Here is a 26,907-nt window from a genome sequence, read left to right on the forward strand (position 1 = left end):
CGGATCAGGCGGTTCGGGTCTGGTTGGCGGTGCTGGTGGTCTCGCTCATTGCGACCGGGCGCTCCGCCTTGGGGGTGGCATACCAGTAGCCGAGGCCCATAAAGAGGACGCCGGAGACGGTGTTGCCCAGCGTTACCCACAGCAGGTTGTGGCCGATGCCGCTCAGGGTGTAGGCCTCCGAGTGGGCGCCAAACCAGGAGAGGGCGAACAGGGTCATGTTGGCGATGGAGTGCTCGTAGCCGGAAGCGATAAAGGCCAGCAGGCACCACCAGATGGCGATGAAGCGGGCCGCCCCTTCGGTGCGCAGCGCCATCCAGATGGCGAGGCAGACCAGCCAGTTGCAGAGGATCCCCTTCATAAACAGGGTCAGCGCCGGTGCCTGGGTTTTGGCCAGCGCCACCTTGTGGGCCAGACTGTCTGCGTCCGGCAGCAGGCTGCCGCCGTAGGAGTAGATGAGCGCCACCACGATGGAGCCAATCAGGTTGCCCGCCCAGGTCTGCGGCAGGATGCGCAGCAGGTCGGCCATGGTGATCTTGCCCGTTTTCACCCCGAAGGTGAGGAACATGGTGTGGCCGGTAAACAGCTCGGAGCCGGCGATGATCACCAGTGTCAGGGCGATGCCGAAGGTGGCCCCCATCACCAGCGGCCGGATGGCGGGATCCACCAGATTGCCGAGGGTGAAGATGAGGATGATGCCGAGGCCCACATAGGCCCCCGCCATGGCGGAGCTGAGCCAGAAGCCGAGCTTGTCGCTGCGCTCGAAGCGGTTGATGCGGGCCGCGTTGGCGGCGCACTTGTTAATGGTTTCCGTGTACATCTTGTGAGTCCTTGAAAGGGCTGCCCTCAGGCAGCCAGAAAGAGAGTGAAATCGGCTTTAGACGGCGACCCAGACCTGCTGGTCGCGCACTTCTACGGGATAGCTTTGAACCGACATGGCTGGGTTGTCGAAACAGTGGCCGTCGCTCAGGCGAAAGCGCTGCTTCTTGAGCGGGCTGGCCACCCAGAGCTCGCCGTCGTGTTCGCAAATCAGGCCCCGCGACAGCACGTTGGCGGCGAAGAAGGGATCCCGGTTGTCGATGGCGAACACCTCGGCCGCCGCGCTCGGGCGGAACAGGGCAATTTGGCGGCCTTCAATGAGTGCGCAGACACCGGTTCCCGGCAGAATGTCGTTGAGTTGACAGGCAAGTTTCATCATTTGGTCTCCACCTCGATCTGGTAGACGGGGATGCGCTCGGCCGGAGTGGCGGGTCTGTGCTGGTCACGTTCGCTGACGAACTGAACGTCCGGGTCGCGCTTGTCGCTGTTGATGAAGTGGCTGAAGCGCTTGAGAGCTTCCTCTTCGTTGAGGGTGCGCGACCATTCGCACTCGTAGCTGTCGATGAGAGTCTGGATATCGCGCTCCAGGATCTCGGCCAGCCCCAGCTTGTCATCGACGATCACCTCGCGCAGATAGTCGACGCCCCCTTCCAGGTTGCCGAGCCAGACCGAGGTGCGCTGCAGTTTGTCGGCGCTGGTGACGTAGAACATCATAAAGCGGTCGATCAGCTGGATGAGGGTCTCGCGGTCGAGGTCAGAAGCCAGCAGGTCGGCGTGGCGCGGTTTCATGCCGCCGTTGCCGCCTACATAGAGGTTCCAGCCCGCGTCGGTGGCGATGATGCCGACATCCTTACCTTGGGCTTCCGCACATTCGCGGGTACAGCCGGAGACGCCGAACTTCATCTTGTGCGGGGTGCGAATCCCCTTGTAGCGGTTCTCGAGGAAGACCCCGAGGCCAACGCTGTCCTGCACGCCGAAGCGGCACCAGGTGCTGCCGACGCAGGTCTTGGCCATGCGCAGTGCCTTGGCGTAGGCCTGACCGGTCTCGAATCCCGCCGCCAGCAGCTTGCGCCAGATGGCGGGCAGATCATCCTTCTGGGCCCCGAACAGACCGATGCGCTGGGCGCCGGTGATCTTGGTGTAGAGCTTGTAGTCGCGGGCCACTTCGGCCACCGCCAGCAGCCCTTCCGGGGTCACCTCGCCACCGGCCATGCGCGGGATGACGGAGTAGCTGCCGTCCTTCTGCATGTTACCGAGGAAGATGTCGTTGGTGTCCTGCAGCGGGACGTTGCGCGGGCTCAGCACATGCTCGTTCCAGCAGGAGGCGAGGATGGAGCCGACGGTCGGTTTGCACACCTCGCAGCCATAGCCCTGACCGTGTTTGGCCAGCAGTTCGTCGAAGCTCTTGATCCCCTCCACCTTGACCAGATGGAACAGCTCCTGACGGGAGTGGGGGAAGTGGGCGCAGAGGTGGTTGTTGACCTCGATGCCCTGCTTCACCAGCTCGGCGTTGAGCACCTGACTGATGAGCGGCACGCAGCCGCCGCAGCCGGTACCGGCCTTGGTGTGCTGCTTGATGGCGGCAAGGGTGGTGTGCCCCTCGGCTACCGCCTTGGCGATGTCGCCCTTGGAGACGTCGAAGCAGGAGCAGATCTGGGCGCTCTCCGGCAGGGCATCCACCCCCAACGTCGGTTTGGCACCGGCGTAGGCGGGCAGGATCAGGGTATCCGGGTGGCTCGGCAGCGGCAGGGCGTTGAGCATCATCTGCAGCAGGTTGCCGTAATCTTCCACGTCACCCACCAGCACGGCGCCGAGCAATCGGCTGTTGTCCTCGCTCACCACGATCTTCTTGTAGACGCCAGCCTGGTCGTCCTGAAACACATAGCTGTGGCTGCCCGGGGTGCGACCATGGGCATCACCGATGGAGCCGACGGAGACGCCGAGCAGTTTCAGCTTGGCGCTCATGTCTGCCCCCTCAAAACGGCTGTCGCCGCCGAGCAGATGGTCGACGGTGATCTGGGCCATCTTGTAGCCCGGCGCCACCAGCCCGAAGAAGCGGCCCTGCCAGGCGGCGCACTCGCCGATGGCGTAGATGTCGGGGGCGGAGGTGAGGCAGTGATCGTCGATGACGATGCCGCCGCGCTCGGCGATGGCGAGATCACCGTAACGGCCGAGGGTATCTTGCGGGCGAATGCCGGTGGAGAAGACCACCACGTCCACTTCAAGCTGGCTGCCGTCGGCGAAGGCGAGGCGGTGCTTCGCCTGCTCACCGCCATGCATCAGGATCTCGCTGGTGCTCTTGCTGGTGTGTACCTGCACGCCCATGGATTCAATCTTGCGGCGCAGCAGCTGGCCACCCTGACCGTCGAGCTGCTCGGCCATCAGCACAGGAGCAAACTCCACCACGTGGGTCTCGAGACCCAGCGCCTTGAGGGCACCGGCGGCTTCGAGGCCAAGCAGACCGCCCCCGATCACCACCCCGCTCTTGCCGCTCCTGGCGGCGCTGCGGATGGCTTTCAGATCCTCGATGGTGCGATAGACAAAGCACTCATGGTGCTGACTGCCCAGGATGGGCGGCACCCAGGGGTAGGAACCGGTGGCCAGCACCAGCTTGTCGTACTCGACCACAGTGCCCTTGTTGGAGTGCACTTCGCGGTTGGCCCTGTCGATTTTTTTCACCGCTTCGCCGAGCAGCAGGCGGATGCCGTGCTTGTCGTAGAAGCCGGGTTTGACGAGGGAGAGATCTTCGCTGGTGTGATGGGAGAAGTAGGAGGAGAGATGGACGCGATCGTAGGCGGGACGGGGTTCTGCACCGAAGACGGTGATCTCGTAGCGGCCCGGGTCGGCCCGCTCGATCAACTCTTCGATGAAGCGGTGCCCCACCATGCCGTTGCCCACAACGACCAGTCTGACTTTGCTCATGATTGCCTCTAGTTTGGAGTAATAAAACATCATTCTGGGGCTAGGCTACCCAGTCAGTCGTGGCGGGCAATTGATGCAAATCAAGTGTCTATTTATATATCTCGTCAGGGGTAATTCGATAAAATTCAAAGATATACAAAAATAGGTATACCAGTTGATGATTTCTGCGCTGGCTTGGGGTGAGGGATGGTGGAGGGAAAACCTAGTTTAACAACTGCCGGGGAGTGAAAACTTCTGGCGGAAAAAGGCCGGCCTCGCACTGGGCGAGACCGGCATCAGCTGATCAAGGCGGCGCGTCAGGCGATATGGCGGCGGAACATGGCGAGCGCCAGCGACAGGGTGACGCCGGCGATGGCGAGCAGGGGCCAGAGCAGGGGCCAGGCGGCCGACCAGTCAAACCCCTTGAGGAAGACCCCCTTGAGCAGCACGATAAAGTGGGTGAGGGGGTCGATGGCCGCCAGCCACTGGAACACCTGCGGCATATTCTCCACCGGCGAGATGTAGCCCGAGAGGATCACCGCCGGTACGGTGAAGGAGAAGACCCCGAGAAAGGCCTGCTGCTGGGTCGAGCAGAACGACGAGATGAAGAGCCCGATCCCGGCCAGTGCCAGCCCGTAGCAGACCATGCCCGCCATCAGCAGGCTGAGGATGCCGGCAAAGGGGAGGTGAAAGACAAAACGGGCGGCCAGCGCGACTATGCACCCTTGCCCCACCGCCACCATGATGCCGGGCACCGCCTTGCCCGCCATGATCCAGCCTGCGGTGAGGGGCGAGACCAGCAGCTGATCGAAGGTGCCCTCTTCCCGCTCCCGCGCGACCGAGAGGGCGGTAACGATCAGACAGCCGGTGGTGGTGATGATGGCCACCAGCGCCGGCAGGATATGCCAGTGGAACTCGACGTTGGGGTTGTAGAGGTTGCGCACCGCCAGCTCGGGTTGCCCCTTGCCCTCACTTTGCCAGCGGGCGATCACCTGACTGATGTAACCCGCCGCCACCTGACCACCGTTAGAGCGACGGCCGTCGATAATCAGCTGCACCTTGGCCGGTTCGCCCCGCGCCAGCCGGCGCGAGAAATCCCCCGGAATAATCAGCCCGAGCAGCGCCTGCTGCCCGGTGATGGCCTCGGTCATGCCCGCCTCGCCCTGCACCGGGATGATGGTGGTAAAGGCAGGCATATGGGTGAGGCGCTCCAGCAGCTCGCGGCTCTGGGCTCCGCCATCCTGGTTGTAGATGGCCAGCGTGTTGCCGGTCACCTCCAGAGTGGCGGCGAACGGGAAGAGGGCGGTCTGCAACAGCACCGGCATGATGAGCAGAAAGCGCCCCTGGGTATTGCCCATCAGGGCCTGCAGCTCTTTTCGGATCAGCCACCAGAGTCGGATCAGCATGGGTTACTCCAGAGTGCGCCGCGTCTTGCGGGCGGTCAGGGCTAGCCAGAAACCGGCCAGCAGCAGCAGACAGAAACCGTTGACCAGCAGGATCGAGAAGACGCTGCCCGCCTGATAGAGGGTCTGCAGGGAGCTCGCGAAGTAGCGGGCCGGAATGAGGTGGGTGATGGCCCGCAGCAGCGGTGGCATGCTGGCGATTTCGAACACGAAGCCCGACAGCATCACCGCGGGCAGAAACGCAGCGATCAGCGCCGCCTGCGCGGCGTTGAACTGGCTGCGCATCACGGTGGAGAGGAACAGCCCGAGCCCGAGCGCGCTGCCGAGAAAGACGCTGGTGACCAGAAAGAGCAGCAGCAGGGAGCCGCGCCACGGCACGCCCATCACCGCCACCGAGAAGAGCAGGCAGAGCAGCATGGCGATGATGCCAAGGCCATAGTAGGGCAGCAGTTTGGAGAGCAGCAGCTCCCCCTTGGTGACCGGGGTGGCAAGCAGCGCCTCCATGGTGCCGCGCTCCCACTCCCGCGCCACCACCAGCGAGGTGAGCAGGGCACCGATGATGGTCATCACCACCGCAATGGAGCCCGGCACCAGAAAGTTGCGGCTCACCAGCGCCGGGTTGAACCAGGCGCGGCTCTCTATCGACACCGGCATGGCGACCCCCTCGCCAGCGAGCCACCCCTGCCAGATCCCCTGCACATAGTTGGTGACGAAGTTGGCGGTGTTGGGCTCGGAGCCGTCAGTCAGCAGCAGCGCCTGCGGCGTGCCATTGCTCTGACCGGCCATGGCGCGGGAGAAGCCGTCATCGATCACCAGCAGGCCGCGGATCTCGCCGCGGGCCAGACTGGCGAGCAGGGACTCCTTGCTCGGGCCGCTGTGGATCTCCAGCGCGGTTGAGCCGCGCAGGGCCTGCTCCAGCCGCACCGCCGGGGCGCCGCTGTCGGTGCGCCAGATGCCGAGGCGCAGATGGTCCACATCCAGATTGATGGCGTAACCCATCACCACCAGCAGCACCACCGGCATGATGAAGGCGATGAGGATGCTGCTCGGGTCACGGACGATTTGCAGCGTCTCCTTGCGGCAGAGGGCCAGCAGTCGCCGACGGTTGATGCTCATGCGTCCTCCTCGCTGGCCCGCTCGACTAGCGTGATAAAGGCCTCTTCCATTGTTGGCAAAGAACAGGTCGGCAAGGAGCCTGTTGGCAAAGAGGTCGCCGCCTCTTTGGCCGCCAGCCCCTTGAGATCGTCCGGGGTGCCGAGCGCCAGCAGCTTGCCGCGATAGATGAGGGCGATGCGGTCGCAATACTCCGCCTCATCCATAAAGTGGGTGGTGACCAACACGGTGACGCCGTGGTCGGCCAGCGCGTTGATGTGCGACCAGAACTCGCGACGGGTTACCGGGTCGACCCCGGAGGTGGGCTCGTCGAGAAACAGCAGCGGCGGTTCGTGCAGCAGGGCGCAGGCGAGTGAAAGACGCTGGCGCAGGCCGAGCGGTAGGGATTCCGCCTTCTGATCGAGCCAGGGGGTGAGGGCAAAGGCAGTCACCATGGCGTCGATCCGCGTCTGCTGGTGGCGGCCGAACAGGCCGTAGATACCGGCGAAGAAGGAGAGGTTCTGCGCCACGGTGAGCTGCTTGTAGAGGGAGAACTTCTGCGCCATGTAGCCGAGGCGCTGGCGTGCCGCCGAGGGGCTGTGAGCCAGATCGATGCCGGTCACCAGCGCCTGCCCCTCGCTCGGACGCAGCAGGCCGCACTCCATCTTGAAGGTGGTGGACTTGCCCGCCCCGTTGGGGCCGAGCAGGCCGAAGATCTCGCCGCGGCTCACCGCAAAGCTGACATCATCGGTGGCGGCAAAATCGCCGAAGCGCTTGGTGAGGTGGCGCGCCTCGATCACCGCCTCGGGGGAGACCCCCTGCGGCAGTTCGGCTTCCCGCATCCCCGCCGCCAGACTCGACTCCCCGCCGGGGCCGCCGCCGAGCAGGTCAATAAAGGCATCCTCCAGCCGGGGCTGGGCCGGTTGAAAAGCGCCGTTGGCGAGATGCAGCTCCGGGAGCGGCGGTGGCGTCATACCCGGGTGCAGCAGCAGGCGAACCCGCTCCCCCGCCACCGCGCCATCCATCACCGCCGGGTGAGCCAGTGCCTGGCGCAGCAGGGCGCGCCGCTCGCGGCCATCCATTTGCCCCGCCTCCAGCAGCCAGCAGCGGCTGGCCATGGCCCCCATCAGAGCGGCTGGCGTGCCACTGGTGCGCACCTCGCCATCTGCCATCAGCAGCACGTGGTCGCACAGCTCCGCCTCGTCGAGATAGGCGGTACTCCAGAGCACCGTCATCCCTCCCTTGGCCAGCTCGCGTACCATCTGCCAGAGGGCGCGGCGGGAGATGGGATCGACTCCGACCCCCGGTTCGTCGAGCAGCAGCACATCCGGGGTGCCGAGCAGGGCGCAGGCCAGCCCGAGCTTCTGCTTCATCCCGCCAGAGAGCTTGCCTGCCGGTCGTGCTGTGAAGCGGGCAAGATCGGTGAAGGCGAGCAGCCGCGCGAAGGTAGGCGTGCGTTCGGGCTCCAGTACGCCGCGCAAGTCAGCGTAGAGGGTGAGGTTCTCCAGCACGCTGAGATCCTCGTAGAGGCCGAACTGCTGGGGCATGTAGGCGAGGCGCTGACGCAACAGGTCTCCCTCGCTCACCGGATCCAGCCCCAGCACCCGGATGGTGCCCGCTTCGGGGATCAGCAGACCGGCCAGCAGGCGCAGCAAAGTGCTCTTGCCCGCGCCGTCGGGGCCGACCAGCCCGGTGATGCCGCCGGCCGGAATGGTGGCCGAGATGGCGTTGAGGGCGACCCGCTCGCCAAAGCGTTTGGTGAGCCCCTCGAGGGAGATGGCGCAGCTCATGGGGCCAGCCTGACGGTGACCGGCATCCCTTGGCGCAGGGCCGGGTCGGGGTCCTGCACCACGATGCGCAGCCGGTAGACGAGGTGAGTGCGCAGGTCCGGTGTCTCCACCGATTTCGGGGTGAACTCGGCGGTGGGCGAGACAAAGCCCACCACCCCGTGATAGGGCTGGCCCGGCCGCGAGTCGGTGGTGAGGGTCACCTTGGCGCCGCTCGGGAAGTGGCCGAGCCAGGGCTCCTCCACATAGGCGCGCACCCAGACTGGCGCGGTCAGGGAGAGGTTGAAGGCGGTCGCTCCGCTCTGCACCATGCTGCCGTTCTCGACGGCGCGGCTGATGATGATGCCGTCGCTGGGGGCGGTCAGGCTGGCATCCGCCAGCGCCAGTTCGGCACTGGCAAGCGCCGCTTTGGCCCCTTCCAGCTGGGCATCGGACTGGGCGATTTCCTCCGGGCGGTAGCCGGTTTCGAGCTGGGCGAGCTGTTCGCGTGCCGAGCGTACCTGCGCCTGGGTTTGGTCTCGCTGGGAGCGGGCGGTATCGAGCTGACCGCGGGAGATGGCGCCGGTGGCTGCCAATGCGCTCTGGCGGCGCCACTGCTGGTCGGCCTCCAGTGCAGCGGCTTCGGCGGCGGCCAGTGCTGCCCGGGCCCGGTCAGTCTCTTCGCTGCGATAGCCCTTGTGAATCAAGGCGTTGGCGGCAGTGAGCGCAGCCAGATTGGCCCGTGAGCTGTCGCGGCTGTGGGTGAGGGGGGCCGGATCCAGGCGTGCCAGCAGTTGACCGGCTTTTACCCTATCCCCCTCGTCTACCAGCACCTGATCGACGCGGCCGCCGACCCGAAAGGCCAGATTGACGTCGCGAATATCGACATTGCCGTAGAGGATGGAGCCGTCGGCCGGGCGCCCCTGCCACCAGAGGTAGCCGCCGATAACGGTTAGCAGCAGGGCTACGATTGCAATGCGTTGCTTCATACCGCTTCTCCTTGAGGATGGCTCTGCAACCAGAGGTAACCACTGAGAGCGGCCAGCAGCAGAGCTGCCATCGCGATGCGTTGTTTCATGCAGCGTCTCCTTCTTTGATGTCGGTGGGGCGCAGGCCGCGCAGGGCCCATACCAGCCGCTGTCTGGCGGCCTCGGGGTTGTCTATCTGGCTGAGAAAGGGGGCGGCCTTCTCGGGCAGCCAGCCGAGTTGGCGACCGCTGCCGGCGATCACCAGCGGCAGGCCGACCGACCCCATGATGAAGATCATCAGCTGGAGCGGGTGACCGGCGACCAGTGACCCTTCCGCCTGCGCCATCCGCACCTGTTCGATCAGCAGCAGGGGATGACGGCGCGGCAGGCTGAGCAGAAAACGCTGGGCCGCCCCTTCGCCTGCCAGCGCATCGCCAAACAGGTGGTTGATAAAGCCGCGCTGGCGCGCCACCAGCCCGATCAGCGCCTCCATGGTCGCCTCGAACATGGCGATGGCAGAGGGGTAGGAACCTTTGGCTGCCACCGATTTGAGCTCGTCATAGAGGGGGGCGTACCAGAGCTCCACCAGCTCGTCGATAAAGGCGTCGCGGTTACCGAAGTGGTAGACGAAAGAGCCAAGGTTCACCTCGGCCGCAGCCGCCAGCTCGCGCACCGTCAGGCCGCGCAGCCCCTTCTCGGTGGCGATGGCGAGGCCGGTATCGAGCAGTTTCTGCCGGGTTGGATTCATCGTTCTGGTTCCTGTTGCACAGATTTTGATCTGATTTATACGCATGTATAAATCAATCGCGCAGAAGTGAACAGATCTTTTTTTGAGCAAATCTCAGCAGGGATGAAAAACGGCGGGCATTCGAAAGAGATGGTTTGAAAACGTCCTTTGATTGAATGGGTTGCCGCAGATAAGGGCCAGAATTCGTGTAGATGACGGAGGCGGTGGAGAAATAAAAACGCCTCCACAGGGGAGGCGTTTTCAGATCAATCGCGCTTACAGAATAAAGCGGCTCAGATCCTCATCCTCGACAAGCGCACCGAGATGGGCGTTGACGTAGTCGGTGTCGATGACAAAGGTCTCGCCGGACTTCTCGGAGGCGTCATAGGAGATATCTTCCATCAGGCGCTCCATCACGGTGTGCAGACGACGGGCACCGATGTTCTCGGTACGCTCGTTAACCTGCCACGCCGCTTCGGCCAGACGGCGGATGCCATCCTTGGTGAACTCGATGTTGACCCCTTCGGTGGCCATCAGCGCCTTGTACTGATCGGTCAGGGAGGCGTTCGGTTCGGTCAGGATACGCTCGAAGTCATCTGTGGTCAGGGCGGTCAGCTCGACCCGGATCGGCAGACGGCCCTGCAGCTCGGGGATGAGGTCGGACGGCTTGGCGATCTGGAAGGCGCCGGAAGCGACAAACAGGATGTGGTCGGTCTTGACCATGCCGTGCTTGGTGTTGACGGTGCAACCTTCAACCAGCGGCAGCAGGTCGCGCTGAACCCCTTCACGGGAGACATCGGGGCCGGAGCTCTCGCCGCGCTTGCAGATCTTGTCGATCTCGTCGAGGAAGACGATGCCGTTGTTCTCGACCGCAGCGATGGCTTTCTGCTTCAGCTCTTCCGGATTGACCAGACGGGCTGCTTCCTCTTCGATCAGCGCCTTCATGGCCTCTTTGACCTTGATCTTGCGCTTCTTCTTCTGGTTCTGGCCCAGGTTCTGGAACAGCCCCTGCAGCTGGTTGGCCATCTCTTCCATGCCCGGCGGGGTCATGATTTCGACGCCCATCGGGGAGGCGGAGAGTTCCAGCTCGATCTCCTTGTCATCCAGCTGACCTTCGCGCAGTTTCTTGCGGAAGATCTGGCGGGTGTTGGAGTTGTCGGCTTTCTCTTCCTCACCCCAGGTGTTGCGCGGGTTGGGCAGCAGGGCGTCGAGGATGCGCTCTTCGGCGGCTTCCTCGGCGCGATATTTCATCTTCTCCATCTCGGTTTCGCGCACCAGCTTGATGGCGGCATCGGTCAGATCGCGGATGATGCTGTCCACTTCCTTGCCGACATAGCCCACTTCGGTGAACTTGGTCGCTTCCACCTTGATGAAGGGGGCGTTGGCCAGTTTGGCCAGACGACGGGCGATCTCGGTCTTGCCGACACCGGTCGGGCCGATCATCAGGATGTTTTTCGGGGTCACTTCATGGCGCATCTCTTCGTTGAGTTGCATCCGGCGCCAGCGGTTGCGCAGGGCAACGGCAACGGCACGCTTGGCATCGGCCTGACCAATGATGTGACGATCCAGCTCGTGGACGATTTCTCTCGGGGTCATCTCGGACATGATGGTGTTCCTGTATCCGGGGCGGGCAGTGCCCGCCCCTTGGGAAATTGGGTTTGGCTGGTGGCCTTATTTCGCCGAATAGTCCAGCACTTCGATGGTGTGGTTGCCGTTGGTGAAGACGCAGATGTCGCCCGCAATTTTGAGGGACTTCTCGACAATGGTCCTGGCATCCAGCTCGGTGTTTTCCAGCAGCGCGATGGCGGCGGACTGGGCGAAGTTGCCGCCGCTGCCGATGGCGATGAGATCGTGCTCCGGCTGCACCACGTCACCGTTGCCGGTGATGATGAAGGATTTGTGTTCGTCGGCCACGGCCAGCAGCGCTTCAAGGCGGCGCAGGGCGCGATCGGTGCGCCAATCTTTGGCCAGCGCCACGGCGGCGCGCTCCAGATTACCCTGATGGGCCTGCAGTTTTGCTTCGAAACGCTCGAGCAGGGTGAAGGCGTCGGCGGTACCGCCAGCAAAACCGGCCAGCACCTTGCCGTTATAGAGACGATGAACCTTGCGGGCGTTGCCCTTCATGACGGTGTTGCCAAGAGAGACCTGGCCATCGCCACCGATGACGACCTGACCGTTGCGGCGAACTGAAACTATGGTAGTCACTTTACTTACCTCGCTTGAGCCGAATGACGGCCTGACTGTGCATGGCAAGAAAGATGGGGATGGCAAACGGGCTTTTCAACCCTGCCTTTGGTCGGGATAAACGGGGTAGCAAACAGCGTGGGTGCGAGTGACACCAAAAGAACAGGGCCGGGTGTTGCCACCCGGCCCTGCGTCATCGGTAAGCGGATTACCCTTTCTTGGGAATGCAGCCGCTGATGCCGGAGCTCTGCAGCTTGCTGTTGGCCGCGTCGGCGGCCGCCTTGCCGTTGAAGGGGCCCACCATCACCTTGTAGACGGTGCCGTTGGCGCCATTGATCACCTGCAGGCTGGAAGAGAGGCCAGCGGTGAAGGCGATACGCGCCTTGAGCGACTCTGCGGAATCCTGCGAGCGCAGGGCTGCGCACTGCATCATATAGCGACCGCTGTCGGCGGCTGCGGTCTGGGCTGGCGGAGTGGCCGCTTTGGCCTTGGCCGCTTCGGCCCGCTCCCGTTCCAGCTCGGCGCGGATCTCCCGCTCCATCCGTTCCCGTTCAGCCTTGCGGTCGATCACCTGCTCTTGCGCACTGGCAACCGGTGCACCCGAGGTGGAAGGGGTGGTCGCCGGATTGGGCTGATAGGGCTTGGGCTGGCCGATCGGTGTTCCCGGCTGGGGAATGTCGGTCGGCACCGGCTGCGGCAGTTTTTCCGGCTGCAGGGTCATGGTATCTGCCGGCGGTGGCGGCAGCACACCCGGCTGGGTCGGCGGCTCTATGATATCGACCTGCTTGTTCTCAAGCCGTTCGATGTAGCTCCACTTCTCCTGAGGCAGCCCGTTATTCTGCGCTTTTGGCTTGTTGGCCTTTACCTGCTCCTCAATGGTGGGGGCGTCGTTGCCCTTGCCATTGATCATGTAGAGGAAGCCACCAAAGCCTGCCAGCAGTGCCACGACCAGCAGCACTGGAATAACAGGAAAGCGGCGAGGGGCCGCTTTCTTGGTATTGCGGCCACCCGCCCGACGTCGCGGGCGGCTGCCGACATAATCCCGGGTTGCCATCTATTACATGCGCTCCAGGGTATGGATGCCCAGTACGCCGAGGCCCAGTTTCAGTACCTTGGCGGTGGCGGCGCACAGCAGCAGACGGCTCTGACGGGTTGCTTCGTCCACGCCATCCTTGTTGATCGGGCAGGCTTCATAGAAGGTCATGAAGTTGCCGGACAACTCGTACAGGTAGGTACAGAGCAGGTGCGGCATACCTTTGTCGGCCACGCCGTTGACCGCGTCGGAGAACTGGATCAGCTTCTGGGCCAGCACCTCTTCGGCCTCTTCGTTCAGGGTCACGTTGCCGGTCAGCGTCTCGGCATCGATGTTGGCCTTGCGGAAGATGGACTGGATACGGGTGTAGGCGTACTGCAGGTAAGGGGCAGTGTTGCCTTCAAACGACAGCATCAGATCCCAGTCGAAGATGTAGTCGGTAGTACGGTTCTTGGAGAGATCCGCATACTTCACCGCGCCCATGGCGATGGCGTTGACCACGTTGGCCTTCTCTTCGGCAGAGAGGTCGCTGTTGCGGCTCTCCAGCAGCGCAGCGGCGCGCTCTTCGGCCTCGTTGAGCAGGTCAACCAGCTTGACGGTGCCACCGGAACGGGTCTTGTAGGGACGACCATCCTTGCCCAGCATCATGCCGAAGGCGTGGTGCTCGAGGGGGACGGATTCCGGCACATAGCCCGCCTTGCGGGTGATGGTCCAGGCCTGCATCAGGTGCTGGTGCTGACGGGAGTCGATGAAGTACATGACACGGTCGGCGCCCAGGGTCTCATAACGGTATTTGGCACAGGCGATGTCGGTGGTGGTGTAGAGGAAACCGCCATCGCTCTTCTGGATGATGACGCCCATGGCCTCGCCATCTTTGTTCTTGAACTCGTCCAGGAAGACAACGGTAGCGCCTTCGCTCTCGACCGCCAGCCCCTTGGCTTTCAGGTCGGCCACGATCTCCGGCAGCATGTCGTTGTACATGGACTCGCCCATGATGTCCTTGTTGGTCAGGGAGACATTCAGGCGGTCGTAGTTGATCTGGTTCTGTTCCATGGTCATGTCAACCAGCTTCTTCCACATGGTACGGCAGTACTCGTCGCCGCCCTGCAGCTTGACCACGTAGTTACGGGCGCGCTCGGCGAAGGCTTCGTCTTCGTCGTAGCAACGCTTGGCCTGGGTGTAGAAGGCTTCCAGATCCTTGAGCGCCATGTCGCTGGCGTGCTCGTTGGACATCTTCTCCAGATAAGCGATCAGCATGCCGAACTGGGTGCCCCAGTCACCGATGTGGTTGGCGCGGATCACTTTGTGGCCGAGGAATTCCAGCGCGCGCGCAGCTACGTCACCGAGTACGGTGGAGCGGATGTGGTGCACCGCCATCTCTTTGGCCACGTTGGGGGCGGAGTAGTCCACCACCACGGTTTGTGGCGCGGGCAACCGTACGTTGGCGCTGGCAGAGGTCACCATGGCCTCAACCTGACCGGCCAGCCAGCGCTGGTCGAAGAAGAAGTTGATGAAGCCGGGACCGGCGATCTCGACCTTGGCGATCAGGTCGGAGGCAGGCAGATGCTCGATGATGGCAGCCGCCAGCTCACGGGGATTCTTGCGGGCCGGTTTGGCCAGCAGCATGGCCAAGTTGGTAGCCAGGTCGCCGTGAGCTTTTTCCTTGCATCGGTCTACTTGCACGCGGGCTTCCAGGTCCGCCGGCAGGACGCCTGCTGACTTGAGATTGGCTACCGTTTGTTCAAGTAGATGATGAATATGCTCTTTCATAACTGACCACCAAGGTTGCGCGTCGAAAAATGACTGATATATAAGGGCGTGAATTTTACCCGCATCGGCCCGAGAAAACTATAGGGATGACCCGCCGCTCGCTGTCGGGCGGATATTTCACTGCGTTTAGCGCCATATTCCAGAATATTGGGCGGAAATTACGGTGCTCATCCATTTCTACTGCATATCGAAGCGGCTTGTCCAGGCTATTTTCCCCTGATTGTTAAGGGTTTTTCCTTTCCACTGACGGGAATGATCTCCTCCCTCTGGCCCGGCGTATCAACAGAGGTTCCCAACCGAGGAGTTTGCGATGCGACTGGCGCTGTTTCCCCTATCTGCCCACCTGCTGCCCGGCGGCATCATGCCGCTGCGGATCTTCGAACCGAGATACCAGCGGATGATTGCCGAGGCGGGGGAGTCCGGCTTTGCCCTCTGCATGGTGGACCCTCGCCAGCCCGACGCCCTGCGCAACATGCTGCCCATCGCCACCCGGGTCACCATCATCGATTTCGACCGGCTGCCGGACGGCATGTTGGGGATTACGGTGCAGGGGATGGAGCGGGTGCAGATAGAGGATCTGTGGCAGGAGCAGGATGGCCTGCGTATCGGCGAGGTGACGCCGCTGACGGCCTGGCCGCCCCGCCGGCTCCATCCTGATCAGCAACCGCTGGTCGAGGCACTGCGGGAGGTGTTTGCCGACTATCCCGACTACGCCGCCCTCTATCCCACCCCCCGCTGGGACGATGGCAACTGGGTGGCCCAGCGCTGGCTGGAGGTGTTGCCGATCCCCCCTGAACAGAAACAACTGCTGCTGGCCGCCGCCGACAATCAGCCCGCCATCGCCCTGCTCAAGGGGGTTCTGGTGGCCAGCCACTGATTTTTTCTGACCTGCTGATCCGCCAGCGCCGCAGCGCCGTACAAGTCATCACCACAGCATTTTCGACAGCACACCAAAGGGATGGCGCAATGGCATATACTGGCCAACCACACTCGACCATACGCAGGACCTCGCCCGTGATGGATAACCCGGATGGCGACCTCAAATCTCTGCTGATCAGGGTGGCAGAGCAGGCCGACAAGGCTGCTTTTGCTCGCCTGTTCCAACACTTTGCGCCGCGCATTCGCAGCTATGGCCTGCGCCATCTCGGCAGCGAGGCCAACGCCATGGAGCTGGTGCAGGAGACCATGCTGCTGGTATGGCAGAAGGCACGCCTCTACCACCCCGAGAAGGGGGCGCCGACCACCTGGATCTACACCGTGATGCGCAACCAGTGCTTCGACATGCTGCGCCGTCGTCGCGCCAGCAAGGAGGAGCTCTGTGCCGAGGAGCTGTGGCCCGTGCTGGAGTTTCAGGCCGAAGAGGAGCATCTGAGCGGAGGGGAGGATGCGGTGCTGACCCGTCAGATGGCCCACTATCTGGGCACCCTGCCGGAGCCGCAACAGCAGGTGGTGCGCGGCATCTATCTGCAGGAGTTCTCCCAGCAGGAGCTGGCGGAGCGACTCGGCGTGCCGCTCGGTACCATCAAGTCCCGCCTCCGGCTGGCGTTACAGAAACTGAAAGAGCAAGTGGAGCAAGGCCATGATTAAAGCCCATCCGACCGACCCTATGCTGCGCGCCTTCGCCGCCGACGAGCTGCCTCTGCCGCTGGCGGTGGGGCTCTCCGCTCACTGTGAACTCTGCCCCGATTGTGCTGCCCGACTGAAGACATTCGAAGAGGAGCTGGCGCAGCAATATCTTGCTTCGCCAGCAGAGCCTGAGCTGGACTCCCGCGATGAAGTGGGACTGGACGCCGGATTCGACGCCATGCTGGCGGATATTCTGGCCCAGCCGCTGGCAGAGCCCCTCTCCGAGCCAACACATGACCAGCCCCGAGCCCAGCCCAGCGAGTTGGAGGTAGCCGGTCACGCCTACCGTTTGCCACGGGTGCTGGCCCGCTATCGTTCGCCCAAGTGGCGCCATATCGGGGCTATTCGTCAGCAGAGTCTTCCGCTGGACGAGATGGGGGCGCGCGCCAGTTTGCTCCATATCGAAGCGGGCGGTCGCATCCCCGAGCACACCCATCAGGGCTATGAGCTGACCTTGCTGTTGGCTGGCAACATTCAGGATGGCGATACCCTTTACAAGGCGGGGGATTTCATTTGGCGCGATGCCAGCCACTCCCACAGCCCGCATACGCCAGATGGTTGCCTCTGCTACACGGTGCAGGATGCGCCGGTGCAGTTCACCAAGGGGTTGTCGCGGCTGCTGAATGGCATCAGCCAGCATCTCTATTGAGCACCATGACGCTATAGAAAAAGGGACCAGATTGGTCCCTTTTTTCATTTGATTGCTGGTTGCCGGTCAGGCGACAAACACCAGATAGACGGCGAATGCCACGATAAAGCGGTAGATGGCGAACGGGATAAAGTCGATGCGGCGGATCAATGTCAGGAAGGTCTTGATCGCAAACATCGCTACCACGAAAGCGGTGATAAAGCCCACGGCAAACATCGGGAAGTCGGCCATCGAGAGAAAATCGCGGCTCTTGTAGAGATCAAGCCCGCTGGCCGCCACCATCATGGGCACCGCCATGATGAAGGAGAACTCGGCGGCGGCGTGACGGCTGATCCCCATCAGCATGCCACCACTGATGGTTGCGCCCGAGCGGGAGAAGCCGGGCCACAGGGCCAGACACTGGAACAGGCCGATGCCGAACGCCTGCTTGTAGCTGATGTCATCCAGGGTTTCGGCTGTGACTGCAGGGCGGAACTTCTCGGCGATGATCAGCAGGATGCCCCCCGCGACCAGCGCGTACATGACGGTCTGTGGACCAAACAGGTTGGCCTTAATCCAGCTGTGGATGGCCAGACCGACCACGATGGCGGGCATCATGCCGAGGATGACATGCACCAGCGACAGGGTCGCGTGATCCCGGGACGGCTTCTGGCCGAAGTGGATGCCAATCAGGCCAAACAGGCGGCGCCAGAAGACGGCGACCACGGCGAGGATGGAGCCAAGCTGGATCACCACTTCGAAAGTGGCAGCCTTGGGCCCTTCAAAGCCCAGCAGATGGCCGACGATAATCATGTGGCCAGTGGAGGAGACGGGGAGGAACTCGGTCAGCCCCTCGACGACGCCCAGAATAAAGGCGACCAGCAGGCTATAAGTGTCAGTCATCGAACAAACAATCCTTAACTTCGTTGATGTAAAAACGCCCCGAAAGGGTCTCGGGGCGGCATATCTTGCTCGATTGTGACTGCTGAGGCTATGTAAAAATCATGAATTCTTTAAGTTAGTCGCGGATAAAGCGGTAGCGGGTCTGGTGGTGATAACGCCCGCCCGGCAGCAGCCAGGGGTTGCCCAGCTCGGGGCGATTGGGGCTGTCCGGTAGCTGTTGCGCCTCCAGACAGAAGCCGTCGTGATCCCGGTGCGACTGGCCGCTACGGTTCGGGGTATTGGCCAGCCAGTTGCCGCTGTAAAACTGCAGTGAAGGCTGGTTGGTGTAGACCTCCATCGCCAGCTGCCTGTCACCTGATACCACTCGAGCTGCCCACTTCTGCTCCGGTCCATTGAGCACAAAGGCGTGATCGTACCCCTTGGCCTGTTGCTGCTGGGGATGGTTCAGCCAATCCTGGCCAATCAGGCGCTCGCGGCGCAGATCGAATGGCCCCTCCACCGGAGTGATGGCGATCGGCAAACCGATCGGGTCGGTCGGCAGGAAGTGGTCGGCATTGATGCTGATGAGGTGGTCACGGACATCTCCGCCATCAGTTTGCCCATCGAGATTGAAGTAGGCGTGGCTGGTAAGGCTGACCGGGGTCGCTGCATCTGTGCTGGCCACAAAATCCACCACCAGATCGCTCTGCTCCAGCCGGTACTCCAGGGTGACCCGCAGATTGCCGGGAAAGCCCTGATCCCCCGCCCGAGAGAGCAGCGCCAGCTTGACCCGATCCGCTTCCAGCTCCTTGATCTGCCACTGCTGGCGATGAAAGCCCGCCTGCCCGCCATGCAGGCAGTTGGGGGCCTGATTGGCATCCAGCGACCAGCGCTTGCCATCGCGTAGCAGTTCGGCGCCGCCGATGCGGTTGGCAAAACGCCCGGCCACCGCGCCCAGCCACACCTGTTGGGCGGGATAGGCGTCGTCGGCACAACCCAGCAGGACTTCGCGCCGTTTGCCCGCCACCGGCAGGGTGAGGGAGGTGAGGGTGGCGCCGAAATCGAGGCCGCGCAGGCGCAGCCCCTCCTCGTTTTCCAGCTCGAATGGCGTCATGGCGCTGCTCATAGCTTGCCTGCACCGGCGCTGGCAGAGCAGACGTAGCAGTCGGCCTTGAGGCCCGAGATGGCCGGATACTCCGCCTCGACGGCGGCGATCACCTCGGCCACTTTCTCCGGGCGCAACAGGGCGACCACGCAGCCGCCGAAGCCGCCGCCAGTCATCCGCACGCCGCCATCTGTGCCTATCCTAGCCTTGATGATCTCCACCAGACCGTCGATGGCGGGCACTGTGATCTCGAAGTCATCGCGCATGGCGGCGTGCGACTCGGCCATCAGCTCGCCGAGTCGGGTCAGATTGTGGCTGGCCAGCGCATCGGCGGCCGCCAGGGTGCGGGCGTTTTCCCCTACGATGTGGCGGGCACGGCGGTAGCAGGCCTCATCCAGCCCGGCTTTGCCCGCTTCCAGTCCGGCCAGATCGAGATCGCGCAGCGCCTTGACCCCGTAGTGACGGGCGGCCTCTTCGCACTGCTGGCGACGGGTGTTGTATTCGCTGTCCACCAGACCGCGGCGCACATTGGAGTTGACGATCAGCACCGCCAGATCCGCCGGCATGGGGATGAGGCGGGTCTCCAGCGAGCGGCAGTCGAGCAGCAGGGCGTGGCCGGTTTTGCCGCTGGCGGAGATCATCTGATCCATGATGCCGCAGTTGCAGCCGACGAACTTGTTCTCCGCCTGCTGACCGTTGAGAGCGATCTCCGCCTGGCTGATATCGAGCCCCAGCGCCTCCTTGAAGGCCTGACCGATGGCCACTTCCAGCGAGGCGGAGGAGGAGAGTCCCGCCCCCTGCGGCACGTTGCCGGAGACCACCAGATCGAGGCCGCGCAGGGCATAACCACGCTCCTGCAGATACTTCACCACGCCGCGGATGTAGTCGCTCCAGCGCTGGTTGGGGTGGTGCTCGATGGGCTGGTCGAGGTCGAACTGGTCGCGCTGGTTGTCGTAGTCGGCGGCGATCACCTGTACTTGCCGGTCATCGCGCAGACCTATGGCAACGCAGGTCTCGTAGTCGATGGCGCAGGGCAGCACGAAGCCGTCGTTGTAGTCGGTATGTTCACCGATGAGGTTGACGCGGCCGGGGGCGCGCACCAGCAGATCGGGCGCTTTGGCAAATTGCTCGGCAAAAACGGTGCTGACGCGTTGGCTGGGGGTCATAGGGCCTCCTCATTGGTGTGGTTGGTCTGGGTGTAGTGAACGGGGCTCAGAGCGCGTAGCCGTTCGGCGGCCTGCTCCGGAGTCAGGTCGCGCTGGGTTTCGGCCAGCATCTCGAAGCCCACCATAAATTTGCGCACGGTAGCGGAGCGCAGTAGTGGCGGATAGAAGTGGGCGTGCAGCTGCCACGCCTCGGGGCACTCCGATTTGGGCGGTGCAAAGTGCCAGCCCATGGAGTAGGGGAAGCTGCACTCGAACAGGTTGTCGTAGCGGCTGGTGAGCTCCTTGAGCGCCACTGCCAGATCCTGTTGCTGGGCCTTGGTCAGGTTGAGCATGGAGGGGAGGTGCGCCTTGGGCAGCAGCAGGGTTTCGAACGGCCAGGCGGCCCAGAAGGGGACCACGGCAAGCCAGTGCTCGGTCTCCACCACGATGCGCGAGCGATCCGCCAGCTCCCGCTCCACATACTCCAGCAGCATGGGGCGGCCATGCTCGGCCAGCCAGTCACGCTGGTGCTGCTCTTCGCGGGCGATCTCGTTGGGCAGGAAGTCGCTGCCCCAGATCTGGCCGTGGGGGTGCGGGTTGGAGCAGCCCATGACGGCACCTTTGTTTTCAAAGACCTGCACCCACTCCCACTGGGCCGACAGTTCGGCGACCTGATCCATCCAGGTGGTGATCACCCCCTCGATGGCGGGCAGCGGCAGCTCGGGCAGGGTCTTGCCGTGATCCGGCGAGAAGCAGATGACCCGGCTGGTGCCGCGGGCGGCTTCCAGCTTCAGCAGGGGATCGCTGGCGCTATCGGCGGCCGGAGTATCCTGCATCAGAGCGGCGAAGTCGTTGGTAAAGACGAAGGTGCCCTGATAGTCGGGGTTGATGTCGCCAGTGACCCGGGGGTTGCCCGCGCAGAGGAAGCAGTCGGGATCGTGGGCCTGTTTGGGGGCCTGACTCACCTTCTCCACCTGTCCCTGCCAGGGGCGTTTGGCCCGATGGGGGGAGACCAGCACATACTGGCCGGTCAGCGGGTTGAAGCGGCGATGGGGATGATCGACGGGGTTGAACATCATCTCTCCTGAATAAGGTATTGAAAAATAGGGTCGTCTATTAACAGGGAGCAGGCAGGCCTACTCCTCGTAACCGTTCGGATTGGCGGATTGCCAGCGCCAGCTGTCGGCGCACATGGCGTCGATGTTGCGGGTCGCCCGCCAGCCCAGCTCGCGCTCGGCCTTGGCCGGATCGGCCCAGCAGGCGGCGATGTCGCCCGGGCGGCGCGGTTCGATGCGAAATGGCAACTGCTTGCCACAGGCGGCGGAGAAAGCGGCGACCAGCTGCAACACGCTCTGGCCCTCGCCGGTGCCCAGGTTGTAGGTGTGCATGCCACCCTTGCCGGCGCAGTGTTGCAGTGCCTTGACGTGCCCTTCGGCGAGATCCATCACGTGGATGTAGTCGCGCACACCGGTGCCGTCCGGGGTGGGGTAATCGTTTCCAAAGACAGACAGGCAGTCGCGACGGCCAATGGCGACCTGGGTGATATAGGGCATCAGATTGTTGGGAATGCCTTGGGGATCTTCCCCCATAGTGCCCGAGTCGTGGGCGCCGACCGGGTTGAAGTAGCGCAGCAGGGTCATGCTCCAGTGGGGTTCGGCCAGTTGCAGATCTTCGAGGATCTCCTCGATGATCAGCTTGGAGCGACCGTAGGGGTTGGTGGCGCTGCGCGGGAAATCCTCGCGGATCGGCAGGCTGGCGGGATCGCCGTAGACGGTGGCCGAGGAGCTGAACACCAGATTGTGCACCCCGGCCCGTTTCATCGCCTGCAGCAGAGTGAGGGTGCCGCCGAGGTTGTTCTCGTAGTAATCCAGTGGAATGCGAGTCGACTCACCGACCGCCTTGAGGGCGGCAAAGTGGATCACTGCATCGATCTGCTGTTCGGCGAAGATCCGGTCCAGCAGGGCGGCATCGCGAATATCTCCTTGATATAACACGGGTTGCTGGCCGCTGATAGCCGCGACTCGAGTCAATACGCTGCGCTTGCTGTTGCAGAGGTTGTCGACCACCACGGGATTCATGCCTGCCGCTTGCAGGGCCAGACAGGTGTGGCTGCCGATATATCCGCAACCGCCGGTGACCAGAACGTTCATCTTGCTCTCCACTGAAAAGTGTCTGGAAGCAGTCTAGCCGAGGGTGTGGCGACCAAACTGTGAGCTTGCTTGCAAAACAGTGTAAACGATTACACTGTTTTTATGGTTATCCTGACGGCAGATATACGTTTCACCCCTGTTTTCAATGGGTTTGCTGGGTATAATGGCGCTCTATTGCACAGTGAAAGAAGTGAAAACAGCATGAGCACCATCAAGGATGTCGCCCGTTTGGCCAATGTGTCGGTGGCAACGGTTTCACGGGTGATGAACAACTCCCCCAAGGCCAGCGCTGCGTCTCGCGAAGTGGTGCAGAAGGCAATGGCCGAACTGGGCTACACCCCCAACGCCAACGCGCGGGCACTGGTCAGCCAGACTTGCGACACCATGGGGGTGGTGGTCGGTGATGTAGCCGATCCCTTCTTCGGTGCACTGGTGAAGGGGGTCTCCGGCGTGGCCGTCGAGCAGAACCTTCACCTGTTGATGGGTAACGGTTTTCACAAGGAGCGTCAGGAGCGTGAAGCGATCGAGCTGCTGATCGGCAAGCGCTGCGAGGCGCTGGTGGTGCACAGCAAGGCGCTCAGCGACGAAGAGCTCTGCGACTACGCCATGCGGGTGCCCGGTATGGTGCTGATCAACCGTGATATTCCTGCCCTTAAGGGGCGCTGCATCGCTCTCAACAACCGGCTGGGGGCGGCTACGGCGACTCGCCACCTGATCGAACTGGGCCACCGCCATATCGCCTTTATCAGCTCTGATCACGCCATCGAGGATGCCACCTTGCGTCTGCAGGGGTATCAGGATGGGCTGATGGAGGCGGGTCTGGCAGCCGATCCCGAGCTTATCGAGAGTGGCACCCCGAACGAGGAGGGGGGCGAGCGCGCCATGCTCAACCTGTTGGCCAAGGGGCTCAAGGTGACCGCCGTGGTTGCCTATAACGATGCCATGGCGGCGGGCGCCATCTCAGTGCTGGCCGACAACGGCCTGCGAGTGCCGGAGGAGGTTTCGGTGGTGGGCTTCGATGACATCATCTATGCCAGATACCTGAGGCCCAAGCTCTCCACCATGCGCTATCCCATCGAGCTGATGGCGGCCCAGGCGGCCAAGCTGGCCATTCAGCTGGCGGCGGGGGAGAGTGACGCGACCCAGAGCCGGATCTATACCCCCACCCTGATCAATCGCCACTCGGTGGCACCGGTTCGGGCCGGATAGCCCCCTTTTGCGGCCCTGTTCGGGGCCGTTTCTTGCACAGTTATTGTTTTACCTATTTTTAATCATTTTTACTCCGCTTTACTTAACAAAATTAGTGTAATCGTTTACATCTGTGTGAGCGAGATCGCCGTTCCCTGCGTCATACTTCTCTAGACTGAATACGTTTTCCAATCAGCAGGGAGAGAGTGAATGCTCAGGGAGATAGTGGCGCGTCAGGATTGGCAGACTCAGGCCATTACGTCGGTAAACCGGCTGGCAGCCCATACCCCCATGTTCAGCTGGCGCAGCGAAGCGGATGCCAGGGGTGATCTGGCCTCTTCCTCCCGTCTCTTGCTCGATGGCGAGTGGCGCTTCTCCTTCTTTGCCGCCCCCGAGCGGGTGCCCGAGAGCTGGCTGGCGCAGGATCTGGCGGATGCCTGCCCCATTACAGTGCCGGGTAACTGGCAGCTGGATGCCGCCTATCCGGCTACGCGGCCGCTCACCGATGGCCCCATCTACACCAATATCAAGTACCCCTTTCCCTGCGATCCGCCCCGGGTGCCAGCAGAGAACCCCACCGGTTGCTACTCCCGCGAGTTCGAATTGCCCGCCGACTGGCTGGCAAGCGGCCAGAGCCGGATCATCTTCGACGGGGTTAGCAGTGCCTTCCACCTCTTCTGCAACGGCCGCTGGGTAGGTTACTCCCAGGACAGCCGCCTGCCCGCCGAATTCGATCTGACCCCATATCTGCAGAGCGGTCGCAACCGGTTGGCGGTGCTGGTGCTGCGCTGGTCCGACGGCTCCTATCTGGAAGATCAGGATATGTGGTGGCTGTCGGGGATCTTCCGCTCCGTCAGCCTGCTGCACAAACCGTCCCGCCATCTGATGGATATGCGGGTGACCCCCGAGCTAGATGCCTGCTATCGGGATGGTCGTCTCAAGATTGCCCTGCAAGTCGCCAATGGGGCTGGGCTGTCGGTAGAGGCCAATCTCTATGACGGTGGCGAGCGGGTCGCAACCCTGCGCCAGCCGATCGGTACCCAAGCCATTGATGAAAAAGGGGCGTATGACGATCGCGCCGAGTTCTGGCTCGACGTGGCTGCGCCGCGCAAGTGGAGCGCCGAGACGCCCCATCTCTATCGCCTGACCCTGACCCTGCTGGACGAGCTGGGCCAGGCTATCGAGAGCGAGGCGTGCGATGTAGGCTTTCGGGTGGTGGAGATCCGTGGCGGCCTGCTGCGGGTCAACGGTCAGCCGCTGCTTGTTCGCGGTGCCAACCGTCACGAGCATCACCCCGCCAAAGGCTATGCCATCGATCGCGCCACCATGGAGCGGGATCTGCTGCTGATGAAGCGCCACAACTTCAATGCGGTGCGCTGCTCCCACTATCCCAACCACCCCGACTTCTATCGCCTGTGCGATCGGCTCGGTCTCTATGTGGTGGACGAGGCGAATCTGGAGACCCACGGCATGACTCCGATGGGGCGGCTGGCGCGGGATCCCGCCTGGAGCAATGCCTTTCTGGAGCGGGCGACCCGCATGGTGGCGCGGGATTTCAACCACCCCTCCATCATCATCTGGTCGCTGGGCAACGAGTCGGGTTACGGCCCGGCCCACGATGCCATGTATGGCTGGATCAAGCGCAGCGATCCGAGCCGTCCGGTGCAGTACGAGGGGGGCGGGGCCGATACCCCGGCCACCGACATCATCTGCCCCATGTATGCCAGAACCCATCAGGATCAGCCCTTCCCGGCGGTGCCCAAGTGGGCGCTGGCCAAGTGGATCGGCCTGCCCGGCGAGCACCGGCCGCTGATCCTCTGCGAATATGCCCACGCCATGGGCAACAGTCTCGGGGGCTACACCCACTACTGGCAGGCGTTTCGCGATCATCCACGTCTGCAAGGCGGGTTTGTCTGGGATTTGGTCGATCAGGGGCTCGACAAATACACCGCCGATGGTCGCCACTACTGGGGCTACGGCGGCGACTTTGGTGATGTGCAAAATGATCGCCAGTTCTGCTGCAACGGCCTGCTGTTCCCGGATCGCACCCCCCATCCCGCCCTGTGCGAGGCTAAGCGCGCCCAACAGCCGTTCCGTTTTGCCCTGCTCGAGCACACCCCGCTGCGGGTGCGGATCGAGAGCGAATACCTGTTTCGGGAAACCGACAACGAGCGGCTTTGCTGGCAGTTGTGTGAGAACGGCCATGTGCAGCAGCAGGGGGAGTTCTCCCTTGAGCTGGCGCCACAGGGGGTGGTCGAGTTGACCCTGAGCGAGACACTGCCCGCCTTTGCGGCAGGCTCACTGGCTTGGCTCGATCTGGCCATCGTTCAGCCGCAGGCTACCCCCTGGTCGCAGGCGGATCACAAGGTCGCCCGTCAGCAGTTCACCCTGCCGACCCCCCTTGCTCTGCCTGCTCCCGCCGCTGCCGCCACCCTGAGCGAGCAGCCGGATGGCTGGCGGGTCACCACCGCAAACAGTCAGTGGCGGCTCGACAAGCAGAGCGGCCGCATCACCAGTTGGCAAAAATCGGGGCAGGAGCAGTTGCTGGCGCCGATCATGGATCACTTCTACCGGGCGCCGCTCGACAACGACATCGGCACCAGCGAAGCGGATCACGCCGACCCCAACTCCTGGATTGCCCGCTGGCAGGTGTGTGGTCTCGGCCAGTGGCAGCACCGCTGTCTGGGGATTGCGGTCGCCGGAGGGGATATCCGGGTCAGTCATGGCTACTTCCACCACGATGAGCTGCTGCTGGTGAGTCACTGGCATCACCGCTTTACCGACGATGGCGCCATGAGCCTAGAGATAGAAACCGAGCTGGCACAGGTGCTGCCGTCGCTGCCGCGGATCGGTCTGCTGCTTCATCTGGCCGAGGTACCGGCGCGAGTCGAATGGCTTGGGCGTGGGCCGCACGAGAACTATCCGGATCGTCTGCTGGGCGCCGATCTTGGTCGCTGGAGTTTGCCGCTGGAGGCGATGCACACCCCTTACATTTTCCCGAGTGACAACTGATACCCGCCAGTTGCAGCTGGGCAGCACGACGGTGAGCGGCAGCTTCCATTTCAGTGCCAGCCGCTTCAGTCAGCAGCAGCTGGCCGCCGCCCGTCACCAGAGCGATCTGGTGGCCGAAGAGGGGCTGTGGGTCTGTCTCGATGGCGCCCACATGGGGGTGGGTGGCGATGACTCCTGGAGTCAGAGCGTGCGTCCCGAGTATCAACTGCTCGAGCGTCGTTACCGTTGGGGCTGCACTCTCCGTTAAGCCAGCTATTGAGACGACTGTCGAGCCTGTGCGCCATTTTGACAACAGACCAGTAACGACTAGCCTCAATGCTGTGGGAAAGATTGAGTCTCAAATCTGATTTTTATTTATATGTATTTGAAAAATAAATATAAAGTTTCAATGTAACAGAGTGTAAACGTTTTCATTTTGTCGTCATGATCACAGAAGAAATGACAACAAACTGATTACATTGATTGGCGCTTGCTCAATTGCTCGCCACCCTACAACACAGATAGACACATC

Annotated in this window: 21 protein-coding genes and 1 pseudogene; 5 read left to right on the forward strand and 17 right to left on the reverse strand. The window is 62.7% G+C overall.

Annotation, left to right across the window (positions count from 1 at the left end):
* Positions 1 to 4: 4 nt before the first annotated feature.
* The 12 genes from nirC to argS form a co-directional block, all read right to left on the reverse strand.
* Positions 5 to 817, reverse strand: a complete 813-nt coding sequence (gene nirC / locus ACTG2G_RS11650) for a nitrite transporter NirC (protein WP_439985450.1) — start codon at positions 815 to 817, stop codon at positions 5 to 7.
* A gap of 57 nt (positions 818 to 874) precedes the next feature.
* On the reverse strand, positions 875 to 1,192 hold the full coding sequence (gene nirD, locus ACTG2G_RS11655; protein WP_041202829.1) for a nitrite reductase small subunit NirD: 318 nt from the start codon (positions 1,190 to 1,192) through the stop codon (positions 875 to 877).
* Positions 1,192 to 3,738: a nitrite reductase large subunit NirB gene (gene nirB, locus ACTG2G_RS11660; RefSeq protein ID WP_439985451.1), complete on the reverse strand. Its 2,547-nt coding sequence runs from the start codon at positions 3,736 to 3,738 to the stop codon at positions 1,192 to 1,194. Before nirB ends, nirD begins: the two co-directional genes overlap by 1 nt.
* Positions 3,739 to 4,034: 296 nt before the next feature.
* Entirely contained in the window at positions 4,035 to 5,123 is a 1,089-nt protein-coding gene (locus ACTG2G_RS11665) for an ABC transporter permease (protein WP_421387064.1), read from the reverse strand.
* A gap of 3 nt (positions 5,124 to 5,126) precedes the next feature.
* The gene (locus ACTG2G_RS11670) at positions 5,127 to 6,236 is read right to left on the reverse strand and encodes an ABC transporter permease (protein WP_439985452.1); all 1,110 of its coding nucleotides are present in this window, start codon (positions 6,234 to 6,236) and stop codon (positions 5,127 to 5,129) included.
* On the reverse strand, positions 6,233 to 8,002 hold the full coding sequence (locus tag ACTG2G_RS11675) for an ATP-binding cassette domain-containing protein (RefSeq protein ID WP_439985453.1): 1,770 nt from the start codon (positions 8,000 to 8,002) through the stop codon (positions 6,233 to 6,235). Before ACTG2G_RS11675 ends, ACTG2G_RS11670 begins: the two co-directional genes overlap by 4 nt.
* On the reverse strand, positions 7,999 to 8,967 hold the full coding sequence (gene hlyD, locus ACTG2G_RS11680; RefSeq protein ID WP_439985454.1) for a secretion protein HlyD: 969 nt from the start codon (positions 8,965 to 8,967) through the stop codon (positions 7,999 to 8,001). The genes ACTG2G_RS11675 and hlyD overlap by 4 nt, the downstream gene beginning before the upstream one ends.
* Positions 8,968 to 9,052: 85 nt before the next feature.
* Positions 9,053 to 9,694, reverse strand: coding sequence for a TetR/AcrR family transcriptional regulator (locus ACTG2G_RS11685; protein ID WP_439985455.1), 642 nt, complete (start codon positions 9,692 to 9,694; stop codon positions 9,053 to 9,055).
* A gap of 255 nt (positions 9,695 to 9,949) precedes the next feature.
* Positions 9,950 to 11,278: an HslU--HslV peptidase ATPase subunit gene (gene hslU, locus ACTG2G_RS11690; protein WP_005340773.1), complete on the reverse strand. Its 1,329-nt coding sequence runs from the start codon at positions 11,276 to 11,278 to the stop codon at positions 9,950 to 9,952.
* Positions 11,279 to 11,344: 66 nt separating this feature from the next.
* Positions 11,345 to 11,878 carry an ATP-dependent protease subunit HslV gene (hslV, locus tag ACTG2G_RS11695; RefSeq protein WP_005340772.1) on the reverse strand — a complete coding sequence of 178 codons (534 nt, stop codon included), beginning with the start codon at positions 11,876 to 11,878 and terminating at the stop codon, positions 11,345 to 11,347.
* A gap of 187 nt (positions 11,879 to 12,065) precedes the next feature.
* Positions 12,066 to 12,911 carry an SPOR domain-containing protein gene (locus ACTG2G_RS11700; protein ID WP_005340771.1) on the reverse strand — a complete coding sequence of 282 codons (846 nt, stop codon included), beginning with the start codon at positions 12,909 to 12,911 and terminating at the stop codon, positions 12,066 to 12,068.
* Between the two features lie 3 nt (positions 12,912 to 12,914).
* Positions 12,915 to 14,660 carry an arginine--tRNA ligase gene (gene argS, locus ACTG2G_RS11705; RefSeq protein WP_267529178.1) on the reverse strand — a complete coding sequence of 582 codons (1,746 nt, stop codon included), beginning with the start codon at positions 14,658 to 14,660 and terminating at the stop codon, positions 12,915 to 12,917.
* A 310-nt stretch (positions 14,661 to 14,970) separates the two neighbouring features.
* On the opposite strand from argS, the gene ACTG2G_RS11710 reads away from it, so the two are divergent.
* The 3 genes from ACTG2G_RS11710 (at position 14,971) to ACTG2G_RS11720 (ending at position 16,935) form a co-directional block, all read left to right on the forward strand.
* Positions 14,971 to 15,537, forward strand: coding sequence for an LON peptidase substrate-binding domain-containing protein (locus tag ACTG2G_RS11710; protein ID WP_439985456.1), 567 nt, complete (start codon positions 14,971 to 14,973; stop codon positions 15,535 to 15,537).
* 140 nt (positions 15,538 to 15,677) lie between these two features.
* Positions 15,678 to 16,247: a sigma-70 family RNA polymerase sigma factor gene (locus ACTG2G_RS11715; protein ID WP_236293574.1), complete on the forward strand. Its 570-nt coding sequence runs from the start codon at positions 15,678 to 15,680 to the stop codon at positions 16,245 to 16,247.
* A complete protein-coding gene (locus ACTG2G_RS11720) occupies positions 16,240 to 16,935 on the forward strand; it encodes a ChrR family anti-sigma-E factor (protein WP_224969248.1) in 696 nt (231 codons plus the stop codon). Before ACTG2G_RS11715 ends, ACTG2G_RS11720 begins: the two co-directional genes overlap by 8 nt.
* A gap of 66 nt (positions 16,936 to 17,001) precedes the next feature.
* Here the strand turns inward: ACTG2G_RS11720 and bacA are convergent, their stop codons facing one another.
* The 5 genes from bacA to galE all read right to left on the reverse strand — a co-directional run bounded on the left by bacA (position 17,002) and on the right by galE (position 22,196).
* On the reverse strand, positions 17,002 to 17,817 hold the full coding sequence (gene bacA / locus ACTG2G_RS11725) for an undecaprenyl-diphosphate phosphatase (protein WP_005355537.1): 816 nt from the start codon (positions 17,815 to 17,817) through the stop codon (positions 17,002 to 17,004).
* A 115-nt stretch (positions 17,818 to 17,932) separates the two neighbouring features.
* Positions 17,933 to 18,922, reverse strand: coding sequence for a galactose-1-epimerase (gene galM, locus ACTG2G_RS11730; RefSeq protein ID WP_421387073.1), 990 nt, complete (start codon positions 18,920 to 18,922; stop codon positions 17,933 to 17,935).
* Entirely contained in the window at positions 18,919 to 20,067 is a 1,149-nt protein-coding gene (galK, locus tag ACTG2G_RS11735; protein WP_421387074.1) for a galactokinase, read from the reverse strand. The genes galM and galK overlap by 4 nt, the downstream gene beginning before the upstream one ends.
* On the reverse strand, positions 20,064 to 21,122 hold the full coding sequence (locus ACTG2G_RS11740) for a UDP-glucose--hexose-1-phosphate uridylyltransferase (protein ID WP_429204543.1): 1,059 nt from the start codon (positions 21,120 to 21,122) through the stop codon (positions 20,064 to 20,066). The genes galK and ACTG2G_RS11740 overlap by 4 nt, the downstream gene beginning before the upstream one ends.
* A 60-nt stretch (positions 21,123 to 21,182) precedes the next feature.
* Complete coding sequence (galE, locus tag ACTG2G_RS11745) at positions 21,183 to 22,196, reverse strand: UDP-glucose 4-epimerase GalE (protein WP_439985457.1); 1,014 nt, start codon at positions 22,194 to 22,196, stop codon at positions 21,183 to 21,185.
* 201 nt (positions 22,197 to 22,397) lie between these two features.
* On the opposite strand from galE, the gene ACTG2G_RS11750 reads away from it, so the two are divergent.
* Complete coding sequence (locus ACTG2G_RS11750) at positions 22,398 to 23,405, forward strand: substrate-binding domain-containing protein (protein ID WP_421301328.1); 1,008 nt, start codon at positions 22,398 to 22,400, stop codon at positions 23,403 to 23,405.
* Positions 23,406 to 23,594: 189 nt separating this feature from the next.
* Positions 23,595 to 26,643: pseudogene (locus tag ACTG2G_RS11755) on the forward strand (beta-galactosidase).
* Positions 26,644 to 26,907: the final 264 nt, after the last annotated feature.

The sequence above is a fragment of the Aeromonas sp. 55A genome, from assembly GCF_051919665.1.
In the GTDB taxonomy this organism is placed as follows: Bacteria; Pseudomonadota; Gammaproteobacteria; order Enterobacterales; family Aeromonadaceae; genus Aeromonas; species Aeromonas veronii.